This is a genomic window from Emticicia sp. (assembly GCF_049241225.1).
Taxonomy (GTDB): Bacteria; Bacteroidota; Bacteroidia; order Cytophagales; family Spirosomataceae; genus Emticicia.
Genome location: NZ_JBMLRC010000032.1, coordinates 1 through 10848, shown reverse-complemented (window position 1 = coordinate 10848; position 10848 = coordinate 1). Strand labels below are relative to the sequence as shown.

Annotated in this window: 10 protein-coding genes; 9 read left to right on the top strand and 1 reads right to left on the bottom strand. The window is 31.7% G+C overall.

Annotation, left to right across the window (positions count from 1 at the left end; all coding sequences use genetic code 11):
- From ACOVO2_RS01865 to ACOVO2_RS01835, 7 genes are all read left to right on the top strand, one after another.
- On the top strand, positions 1-233 hold a 233-nt coding region (locus ACOVO2_RS01865), incomplete at its 5' end, for a glycerol-3-phosphate dehydrogenase C-terminal domain-containing protein (RefSeq protein ID WP_421768340.1).
- A 417-nt stretch (positions 234-650) separates the two neighbouring features.
- Positions 651-929 carry a PqqD family protein gene (locus tag ACOVO2_RS01860; RefSeq protein ID WP_421768339.1) on the top strand — a complete coding sequence of 93 codons (279 nt, stop codon included), beginning with the start codon at positions 651-653 and terminating at the stop codon, positions 927-929.
- Complete coding sequence (locus tag ACOVO2_RS01855; RefSeq protein ID WP_421768338.1) at positions 904-1344, top strand: lasso peptide biosynthesis B2 protein; 441 nt, start codon at positions 904-906, stop codon at positions 1342-1344. The genes ACOVO2_RS01860 and ACOVO2_RS01855 overlap by 26 nt, the downstream gene beginning before the upstream one ends.
- Before the next feature lie 80 nt (positions 1345-1424).
- Positions 1425-2387, top strand: coding sequence for a T9SS type A sorting domain-containing protein (locus ACOVO2_RS01850; RefSeq protein ID WP_421768337.1), 963 nt, complete (start codon positions 1425-1427; stop codon positions 2385-2387).
- 27 nt (positions 2388-2414) lie between these two features.
- A complete protein-coding gene (locus ACOVO2_RS01845; RefSeq protein WP_421768336.1) occupies positions 2415-2558 on the top strand; it encodes a lasso RiPP family leader peptide-containing protein in 144 nt (47 codons plus the stop codon).
- A gap of 6 nt (positions 2559-2564) precedes the next feature.
- Entirely contained in the window at positions 2565-4505 is a 1941-nt protein-coding gene (locus ACOVO2_RS01840; RefSeq protein ID WP_421768335.1) for an asparagine synthase-related protein, read from the top strand.
- Positions 4502-5188, top strand: a complete 687-nt coding sequence (locus tag ACOVO2_RS01835; RefSeq protein WP_421768334.1) for a hypothetical protein — start codon at positions 4502-4504, stop codon at positions 5186-5188. Before ACOVO2_RS01840 ends, ACOVO2_RS01835 begins: the two co-directional genes overlap by 4 nt.
- Before the next feature lies 1 nt (position 5189).
- Here the strand turns inward: ACOVO2_RS01835 and ACOVO2_RS01830 are convergent, their stop codons facing one another.
- Entirely contained in the window at positions 5190-8459 is a 3270-nt protein-coding gene (locus tag ACOVO2_RS01830) for a C25 family cysteine peptidase (protein ID WP_421768333.1), read from the bottom strand.
- Between the two features lie 80 nt (positions 8460-8539).
- Here ACOVO2_RS01830 and ACOVO2_RS01825 point away from each other — a divergent pair, with 80 nt between their 5' ends.
- Both ACOVO2_RS01825 and ACOVO2_RS01820 read left to right on the top strand, forming a co-directional pair.
- Positions 8540-9421: a serine kinase gene (locus ACOVO2_RS01825; RefSeq protein ID WP_421768332.1), complete on the top strand. Its 882-nt coding sequence runs from the start codon at positions 8540-8542 to the stop codon at positions 9419-9421.
- Positions 9421-10620 carry a nucleotidyltransferase family protein gene (locus ACOVO2_RS01820; protein ID WP_421768331.1) on the top strand — a complete coding sequence of 400 codons (1200 nt, stop codon included), beginning with the start codon at positions 9421-9423 and terminating at the stop codon, positions 10618-10620. Before ACOVO2_RS01825 ends, ACOVO2_RS01820 begins: the two co-directional genes overlap by 1 nt.
- Positions 10621-10848 lie beyond the last annotated feature (228 nt).

Here is a 10848-nt window from a genome sequence, read left to right as displayed (position 1 = left end):
AAGCTGAAGTTATCTATACGATTCGAGAAGAAATGGCAAGTAGCCTTCGAGATTTCTTTGCCCGCCGAACCCGAATGGAATTAATGGATTGGAAAGCAAGTTTTGACGCTATCCATACTGTTGCTGACCTGATGGCTAACGAACTTGGCTGGACAGAAAATCAAAAGAATATTAATATCTTGAATTATCAAACACTTTTAAAGACATTTATGAGGGTAGCCTTTAATAAATGATTTAGTAACTGAAAACTATGCTTACTATAATTACACAAAGTTTTAATTGAAAAATACGAAATCACAAAAAATAAATTTATAAACTAAAACTACATCTGTAATTCTAATAAACGATAACTTTTTCAAAACATATTCATCGTAGTAAAGGTATCCCATTTTTTTCTAAACCCGATGTTCTACTTTTTTAATAAAGAAATAACCATTCTAAATACTCACTTGAAGCTTCATTTGCGTTAGAAAACGAGCTTTCTAGTGAGTATTTATTAGATATATTGGGTTCCTTTTCAATTTAATTGACAACTAAACGTTATACAATAGGTAATATATTGAAACTTGACTTCTAAGCAAAAATCCAAAACTATCGTAAGGTTGTAAATTACTATAAAACAAAACACAAACTACTGCAAAGTTTTTTTCATGATTGATAATCAAATTAAATACAAAGCAACAAATAATCAGGTATCATCTACCATCTCAGACGCAACCGTTATACTTAATCACAAAGAAGGAATTTATTACGAACTCAATGAAGTTGGTAGTGTGATTTGGGAACTTTTAAAAGTAAAACCGATAACTTTTTATGAACTCAAAGACCTTATTATCAATGAATTTGAAGTAGATGAATCATTAGCAGATGTAGATATTAATAGAATTCTAAACGAACTCCTTGATGAAAAGTTGGTTGAAATTGTTTAGAGTATCTTTCAGAAAAATTTTACAGATAAATAAAATAACTGTCTTAAAAGTTATATTTTGGATGATTTTCTTTAGATTTGCAATAAGGATGGTATCGTTTAATAATTTAAAATCATTATCTCTTTACCTAACAAAAAGTAAAAAGTCTAAAAATTATAATTCATCTCAAATTAAGGAAATAGCTAAAGCTGTCAAGGTTATTTCTGAGAGTCTGCCATTCAATGTAAGCTGCCTAACACAAGCACTGACGACCAAATTTTTATTGCGTCATGATAAAAATGTACTGGTAGTAATAGGTGTATCTCTTAAGGATGGTTTCGAAGCCCATGCTTGGGTGGAAAAATATGGATTATATATCATTGGTGATACACCTCTGACCAAATTTACTCCTATTTGGCATTGGGAGGTAGATTAGCCAAAGTACATAAAATATACCTCTTTACCCGATACTAAACATACATTAATTTACAAGTATAAAGATATAAGTTTATTCACATGAAAAAAATTTTAGCTATTCTTTCCATTTTATCCTCTACTATCGGCAGTATTTTCGCCCAAGACTGCATTGGTACTGGTAGAGCTACTTTTAGTTTTGTTTCGGCATCTGGCTCTAATTGCACCTATAACATTAGTATGTCAGTTACAACCACACAAAATGCAGCAAAAGCAGTTCGCTTTTCAATCCTAAATGCAACGCCTGCGGTTGCTCCTGTATGTAAAATCAACACGGCTACTATAATAAATTGTGCAACTGCTTCTGGGCTAACTAATATTGGCAACAATGTCACGATTACGCATACGTTCACAAACGTAACATTTCCTTGTAGTACAACACCATCAATAAATATTGAAGGCACAACTGATAATTCGCCAAACGGCACTTTTTTGTGTAATCAAATTACAGAAACAACAACTAATGCCAATCCTGTAAAAATTAGTTACTTCAAGGGTTTAGCCATAAACAATGAAATTAACCTTAGTTGGCAAACAGAGGCAGAAACCAACAGTAACCATTTTGTTGTTCAGAGAAGCCATAATGCAGCAGAATTTAATGATTTAATGCTTATAAAATCGGCAGGCGAATCTCTTGTGAAGACTGATTATCAATATACAGATAAAAACCCTTTACCTGGTGTGAATTATTATAGGCTTCTCCAAGTTGATAATGATGGGAGCCAAACATTCTCAAAAATAATTGATATAAAGTCAGCGGGTGGGAGTTCTGAAACTATGATTTTTCCTAACCCAAGTAGTGGTGAATTTATCTTACAAAGTAATGAAGAGATAATCTCTTTGGAGCTAAACAGCATTAATGGGAGGAAAATAGATACCAAAATACAACGCCAAGGAGGTCAATATTTACTGAATTTAATAAATAAACCAGGTACAGGAACCTACATTTTACAAATAAAAACCACAAGTGGGATTACTAAACATAGACTTTCAATTAATGATTAAACTTATTGCTGATAAAAAAAGGAAATTATGAAAAACAAAGATTTTACTCCACCGAAAAAAGAACCTAAAAGGAAATATGTTAGCCCAGTATTGAAAAAACATGGTTCGGTTGCCGACTTAACATTAAAAGGAGGTTCTCAACCTGATTTTTCTAATGGTTATCAATTATAAAAATCGATGCCTTTTTTCTGCTCCATTAATTCACCTCGTGAACAAATACCTCATTCATCCGAAAAATTATTTGATGAAGGAGGTATTTTAATTTTAAGTTCAGATAAAAAGATTACTTTTTTCAAAAACAAAAACTTTATTCTTGTTGGTAAAATATTTTTGAACAACTGTCAGCATCTGAGTTCAGACTCAAATTCACTCACCGACACCAACTTTGCTCAAATCATTCTAAACTGTTACCAAACCGAAAAGCATAAATTTTTAGACCGATTAGCGGGCAATTACGTATTTTGTATTATCAATATTTCGGATAAATCTATCATTGGAGCAAGAGACCATTTTGGCCTTCAAAACCTTTATTATCAGAAAATAAATAAATCATTTTTAATAAGTGATGATATTTCTGCAATATTGATGCATGGTTTAGTCAGAATTAATCACCATGCTATTATTAAGTATTTTGATTTTTCAAACAATAATAATCTCACTGATTCCGAAACCTTTTTTCAAGACATTCATAAAGTTTTACCAGCTCATTTTGTATCTTTTCATAACACTGGTTTAGCTCAAAGTTTTTACTGGCAACCTTCAATTAAGAAATATAATCATCTAACATCTGATGAGCAAATTTTAATATTTCGAGAAAAGCTCATTAAATCGGTCAAAAATTATGTATATCCGAACGACAATATTTGTACTAATCTGAGTGGAGGGCTTGATTCTTCATCAATCAGTTGTATTGTACATACACTTGGATATAAACCCAATACCATTTATTTTTCGAGCGGACACCCCTCTACCAATGAACTTCATTTTGCCAACGAATCAGTTAAACAGTATAACTTACCATTGCATCAAGTCGCCCCTGTTTCTAATCCTTTTTTGGTAGCTAAGCGTTTCGTAGAAATATTCAAAATGCCAGATAGCTCACTTATGCCCGTTGGTTCATTTTTTTCAATTGGCAATAAAGTAAAAAAACTTGGAGGTGGTAAATTACTAACAGGAGATGGCGGAGATAGTATAGTAGCCTATGGAAATGAATATTTGAAAAACCTCTATAAAGAACAACATTGGCCAATGTTGAATCAACAAATGGAACTCTATGTAAAAAATAGAGACTTGAGTTTTTACTTCGATAATTGGCATAAATATAATCCTCAAAAGCAATTAGAAATTTATTCTACCTATTTTCATAGTGAGAGAATCCTTGAATATTTAAAAAAAGTTGACCTTCAAAAAACCGTCCGAGCCTATTTCATTGCCAATAGTCACTTTAGTTTCAGTAATGTTTTATTCGTAAAAAAAATATTAACTGGTATTGGTAAACGTATATTCCAAACAAAACCGATTGAATCTAAGCTATTGAATAAAAATATTAGTAAAAGCAATGGTGCAAATGAGATAGTATATTTCGATATTGACAACCTCAATGAAGAGTTTTCGCCATTCCAAAAAGAACATTTTGGATACAGTTTTACTAACCTAAATTTGGCCGTTGTTGAGCAACAAAACACAATCATGCAAAGCATGGGAATCGAGGTCTTTCACCCTTTCTTAGATAAAGAACTGATAGAAATATCTATTGCTATACCATCTGAACTTAGATTTGATAATGGTTTGGGTAGGGGCACTTTAAGACACGCAATGAAGAAAATCTTACCTGAAAAAGTTAGATTACGAACTACAAAAGTTGAATTTTCAGCATACTTAGTTGCGTATTTTGAAAGTATTTGGGCAAATGCAAAATCTGAAATTACGACCAATCACAAAGTGTGGAATTTTATCCAAAAGCCTATTTTTGATAATTTAATTGAGTATATTTTTGATTCAAAAATTTCACCTCAGAAAAAAACTAAGTATGTTTGGTTAGCCAATCGTACTATATTTTTAGCTATATGGCTCGATTATTTTGAAAAACTTGATAAAAATAATATTACTAATCCATGAATCGCTTACTTTCCGTAGTATTCGTTTTTATTTCTTTGGAAGCCTGCCAACAAAATCAAAGAACAGTTATCTCTGATTATCAATACTATCCTATTGAAGTTGGTCAATTTCAAATTTATGAGATAAATGAGTCGATTTATAGTATATCATCTCAGGCAAGCACACGCAAATATTATCTAAAAGAACGAATTAGTGAGAAATTCAGCACGGGGAGTGACCAATTTATGTATAAAATAGAACGTTCGAAAAGAAGCAGTCAAGAACAAGCTTGGAAAATTGACTCAGTTTGGACAGTAGAATTACTTACTAACAAAATCATTCGTACTGAAAATAACATTCCCTATGTAAAATTAATTATTCCAATCCAAACAGGTTTGATTTGGAATAAAAATGAATATAACAATTTTCCTGACCAACGAGTCAGTTATAATGATATTGGTAAAAGTTTTAAATTTGGTGATAAATCGTATCCTAATACAATCTCGGTTGTTATCAAAAACGACTCATCTCTACTAAGCAAAAACAAAAATATAGAAGTATATGCTCTTAACTATGGCATGGTTTATAAAGAAAACACCAACCTTGCATATTGTCAATCTACACCTGCTTGTATTGGGAAAATGCAGATTGACTATGGCAAAGAGCAAACTATAAAATTAATAGAAATGGGAATCGAAAAATAATCTATTGTACTACAATTTTTCCTTCAAAATACTCTATTTTACCACTTCCCCATTCGATAAATGCTCGATAAAAATATATTCCAGTTGGAAAATGTTTTAAATTTAGGAAAACATCATTTTGTCCAACTATCGGACTGAATTCAGCCTCTTGTATAAGTCTTGATTTGGAGTCAAATATTTTTATGTTTCCCGATATTGGTTTTGTAGTATTAATTACTTGAAATTGAAAATCACAGAAGTCTTCTGCCGGATTCGGATAAACTAATAATAAAGTAGCACTTTGTTTATCAGCAATTTTAAAAGCTATTTCATACGGATTTCCCGCTTTATTTCCTTGTAGGTCACGCCCATCTACAAGTAACTTATATTGACCACTATTTAAATTTGGAAGTATATACTGAACCTCCATTTGATTAAAAGCCGTTTGAATAAACTTTAAATTCTTGGTATTTACAGGTATATAACTACAGGTTTCACATGTTTGCACATATAATCTAACTGCCGTTGAATCGGATATGGAAAGAGGATTTTCATCGGAAAGAGTTATCTTAATTGTAGCGTTTGAGGCTACATATTGGCCTTGTTTTATTTTCTTATCATCAAACTTTACATCAAGAGTTGGGTTCAATCGGTCTGGTAGAGCATCAAAAGGATACACTGTTTGTACATTTGCCTTAGACCAATCAATATTCAGCATTTTATCATTATTTGTTTCATTGTTTTCAATTATTATATTTTCAGGGTCAAGTTTTATATCAATAGCCGTAAGTGTAATTTCTTTTTTTAACAAAACAAATAAAGTATCCTTGTATGCAATGTTATTTATCATAAGTTTCATTTCGTTCGACTTCCCAGCATTGGTTGTTTTAATTATTAAAGGAATACGAGTATTACCAGAAAATTTACCCAAATTCAATACGACAATTCCAAGCAAAATAGAGTCATTTGCAGCGATTGATAAACTTTGATTTTTTGATTGAATAAAGGCTTTTTCAAGCTGATAATCTGGATATTTCAGTGGGAAAATTTTGACAGCGGGGTCGCCCTGCAATAATTGTTGATGGATATTTGATAACATAAATAAATCTGCACCTTCTGACTTTATTTTACTATTTACTGATTGTTGAATTTTTCCAATTGTTTCGCCAGCAAATGCAGAATCTTCAAATAGCTTTTCGTAGAGATTATTCAAATAACGGCTCGTTGGGAAATCATAAGACCAAAACGAATTAGCAAGAATTACTATAGCTCCTTTTTCGGGTGTAAGTAACCAATCTGTAGTTAATAATTCGTATTTATTAAATACATTACCTACTCCACAACCATTAAAAAACATCAATGGATACTTATTTTTATTCTGAAGCCTATTATTTAAACTTGATGCAAAACCAATATTAAGGTCAGTTGTGGTTGCAGAAGCATGTCCAATAAAAGTTACCATCCCAACTCCTGCATTAAGTTGCTCAGAAATGTCGATATTCTCTACACTGTTATTTGTTTTTTTTGAATATGCCTCTACTCTACCCGCCAAAAGACCATTCTGTACTTTAGGTACAATTAATTTCAAAAAATCTTTAAAATAGTTGATTTCTGTATTAGAAAGCCCTCCATTGAGATGCAAAACATTCTTTTTCCAGAGTATATCAGTTGTGTTTGATTCGTAATCTTTTAGTTTTTGTAAGTAATTTAAAACTTCTTGATTAGAACTTACATTTAACCGACCCGTCGGTACTGCCTGCACATCTATATCAAAATTATTCAAGCCCGCAGTTAATAAAATATCAGACCCTGGATAACCCATAGTGGGAACCATATCAGCAACAACATCCGACTTCAGAGCATCAGGAAAACTTCTTCCTCTACCAATTAAAAGCAAATTATCAACCTTTACTCCTTTAGATAATTGAAAATCAATAAATCTACGAATCGCTAATGGAGTTCGCTCTCCGTACGAAAAATTGAGATATAAATCTTGAATATCAATTACATTTGTTAGATAGCCTCCACCAATTTCAGACTTTCGATAATTAGCAAACTCAGTAGCAGATTGCATCAGACTCTTATGAGTAATAATCAAATAATTTGCAGGTTTTGTGTATGATAAATCGGTAGCGACTTTTTCAATACTTAAAGGCTTTTTTATGTCATTACTAACAAAAACTGAACTCGCTGAGGCTCTATTATCCAAAACAAAATTTAATTTTCCGTCATTTACTGAAACATTTATTTTACGATAATTGTACCTGTCTAAAACCTCATAAAGTAAGGCCCCGGCAGGAGCATTTAAAATTGAAATATGACGTTCAGGAGCATTGCCAGACGCTAAATAAAAATATTTGCTTTGCTTGTTCAGCATGTCAAAGCTTTGTGGGTAGGTAATTTTATGGTATGTAATCGAATGCCATTCAACATTTTCTTTTTTCAATGACTGCGAACGTAAATGAATGACTGTATCAGTAGAAATTTCGACTGGGTTTATTTGAGTTTTAATTTTAAGCGGAGAAAAACCAAAATAATCTATTTGTCCAATCGTTCGAAATTGACTTTTATTATTTTGTAGAGAAATTCTAATATCATGCACAATTTCAGTCCGTCCATTAAATAGACACTCTAAAATTGGAGGTAAATTTTGTTGAGGCAGGTAGTTTTCGAGTTTAATAGGAAAATGAGCCAACGAATCGGCCACAATAATTTTTCCACTCCAACCCTCCCCTTCTTCGAAATAACTTTGCATCACAAAAGGAGGATACCCAATACTATTATTAAAAGAATATTGCTCGTTAAAGGCCTTAATCTGTTGTTCGAGGTGAAAAGGTTCTTTCAATTCTTCTTTAAAAACTTTACTCCCAACAGTTTGAGTTCGCTTTGAATCAGGTCCGAAAGTCAGAAAATAGTTTGTTTCGTCGCTATACAAACTATGATAAGGATTCATCCTGGCATTGGTTGGCCTGTATAATAGAGAATCTTGCTCACCATTATTTCCTTCGGCATAAAACTCAATATAATCTTGATTATCAAATAAGCCATCATTATTATCTATAATTAGAATGGGTATCTCTTTACCATGATGAAACATTTTTAAATTTGATAAAACCGCCGATTTTAATGGAAAACCAATCTTTTGCAAATCTTCCCGATAAATCCGATATATTCCCTTTTCTAAGATACGAATTTTAAATAACTCTTGCTGAGAATCAATCCATTCATTCCCAAATTGACCTTGGGCTTTTATTGAAAAAAGAAATAATACTATTATAAATTTAATTTTCATTTAAATCATTTACTCATTTATGCCAATTTATAAACTTTATTTGAGATATTTACGATAAAACATACTAAACTGACGCATTAATGCTATTTAAAGCGTATAATTTATTTATTGATTCAGACTTTGATTTGGGGTTTCCTATCGCAAAAGCGTCACCTCCTGATATTTCTTTTAAAAAACATCACATCGGGTCCGTTAAAACGGTTAAAACTAATATTTTTCGCATGGGCATACAGGCAAAAGTCTTTAAAGACCACGAATCAGTCGTATTAGAGTGGCCGAAGATAGCTAAGTTTCAAATAAATGGCGATGAAAATATTTACTACCAACGGTTTACAAAAGATGACAATATTTTTAGATTATTCGCTACAAGCGAAGTACTGGGACTAATTTTACAAAAAAAAAGCTACTTTTTATTACATGGAAGTGCAGTAAAAATTAATAACGAAGCTTTTATTTTTATTGGAGTACCTGGAGCTGGAAAATCAACTACAATAGCTGCATTTGCGAAAGCAGGCTACACAGTACTAAGCGATGATATGACTGCTATCTCATTTGACGAATCGGGAAAGGCGACTGTTATACCAGCTTATCCTCAAATTAAGATTTGGGAAGATAGTGTAAAAAATTTAGGATTTGATAAATCAAAATTAGAGCCAGCCTATGAAGGACATAATAAATATCTTTTAAAACAAAACGAAGAAAAGTTTCCATCTAAATCAATACCTTTAAAAGAAATTATTGTGCTACAAAAGCCTTATTCCAAAAAGAGTAATAGTATCAATGCTATCGAAACTCCTATCGAATTATTAAAATACTTTCCTCTTCCACAACAAACTCTAAGAGGGAATGAATTACGAAAGCATTTCATGGATTCATTAAAAATTGCATCTCATGTATCTTTCCGACGCATAAACCGTCCAAAAGGTTATTCACAACTTTTAAAGTTTATAGAACAATTTTAATGAAAAGAAGCCTAGAATTAGAGATTTTAATTGAGTCAATCAAAGTGAGTTTGTTAGAGAAACCCACTGAACAATTAGTAACATTAATTCAAAATCAGGGCATCGACTGGCAAAAACTTGAAAAACTCACCACGTTTCATGCAATTAGGCCTGTGGTATATCACGCCTTATATTTGATTAACTTTGAAAATGAATTTAGCCAAAAATTAAAATTACGTACCTTCACACAATCTATTATCAATTTAAGCACATCGCAAGAATTAGCTCGACTACTCACTTTACTTCAAAATCAAAACATTAGAGTATTACCCTACAAGGGTCTTTTATTTACTCATGAATTTTACAAAAACCAAAATCTTCGTGAAACCCATGACCTTGATTTACTCATACACCCTGACGATGCCCGAGAAGCTTTAAAGATTTTATTGAATGATGGCTTTGTACTTGAACCTAAAAACAACAGCAACCTCAGTAATACCGAAATCATCGACTCTTTGCTAAATACTTTTGGAATTATTGAGGTCGGGTTAGATAAAAAAAACACTCATGGCATAGATATTCATATAGATTTCCATTGGCAATTATTTGAAGGTTTTTATAACTTTAAAATAGACTTTAAGGAGTTTTTTGAGCAACAAGAACTAAAAAAGTTTTTGGGGGTTAATGTTTATTTTCCATCGAAAGAAAGTCAGTTTTTGATGTTACTCAATCATCATGGAGGTCGAGAAGCATGGTGTAGATTAAAGCACTTTTGTGATTTAATAGAGTTTTTAAAAACAAATAGTTTTTCTTACCATGATTTACTCGAAATATCAAGTAAAGTAGAAATGAGAAGCATTTTTGAAGTAGGTTTTAATATTTATCAGCATATCTTCTTAAATGATTTTAATTGTAAAAAATTGTATCCAATTCAGTTAAAAATCTATAATTACTGGGAAATTGGTGAGCTTTGGGTTAGTTATTTTAATCGCCTCCGATTTGAATATATAAAGATTGTATTAGATGACAATCTAAACCTAAAAAAACTATTATTGGACAATTATATTTTCTTTTCAACCCCAAATCTCACCGAAAACCCTCGATTAATAACTTTTTCAAAACAATTTAGGTTTCTGAATTTTTGTTCAAAGGTTTTAACATTTATTTGGAAGAAAACACTAAAACCTATTTTTTGGTCAGAGCGAATGCCCAAGACTTAGGCCAGCTCCAAACCGAAAGTGTTGTTCGGCGTAGATTGGTGTGAGATGAATTTTATAGAAAATACATCAGATTTTCCCTATTATACAAACTGTTTTCTAATACCTATAGTGAAACACCTAAACTGAGACCTCCTCTAATCTCATATTTACCTTCAACATAAGAAGGTGTAACATTTGCTCGAAGAAAAACAACTCTCGGGTGTGGTGGAATATCAAAAACAACTTGTT

Coding starts and splice junctions, on each gene's coding strand:
- ACOVO2_RS01860 (WP_421768339.1), top strand. CDS start 651: ATGATTGATAATCAAATTAAATACAAAGCAACAAATAATCAGGTATCA.
- ACOVO2_RS01855 (WP_421768338.1), top strand. CDS start 904: ATGAAAAGTTGGTTGAAATTGTTTAGAGTATCTTTCAGAAAAATTTTA.
- ACOVO2_RS01850 (WP_421768337.1), top strand. CDS start 1,425: ATGAAAAAAATTTTAGCTATTCTTTCCATTTTATCCTCTACTATCGGC.
- ACOVO2_RS01845 (WP_421768336.1), top strand. CDS start 2,415: ATGAAAAACAAAGATTTTACTCCACCGAAAAAAGAACCTAAAAGGAAA.
- ACOVO2_RS01840 (WP_421768335.1), top strand. CDS start 2,565: ATGCCTTTTTTCTGCTCCATTAATTCACCTCGTGAACAAATACCTCAT.
- ACOVO2_RS01835 (WP_421768334.1), top strand. CDS start 4,502: ATGAATCGCTTACTTTCCGTAGTATTCGTTTTTATTTCTTTGGAAGCC.
- ACOVO2_RS01830 (WP_421768333.1), bottom strand. CDS start 8,459: ATGAAAATTAAATTTATAATAGTATTATTTCTTTTTTCAATAAAAGCC.
- ACOVO2_RS01825 (WP_421768332.1), top strand. CDS start 8,540: ATGCTATTTAAAGCGTATAATTTATTTATTGATTCAGACTTTGATTTG.
- ACOVO2_RS01820 (WP_421768331.1), top strand. CDS start 9,421: ATGAAAAGAAGCCTAGAATTAGAGATTTTAATTGAGTCAATCAAAGTG.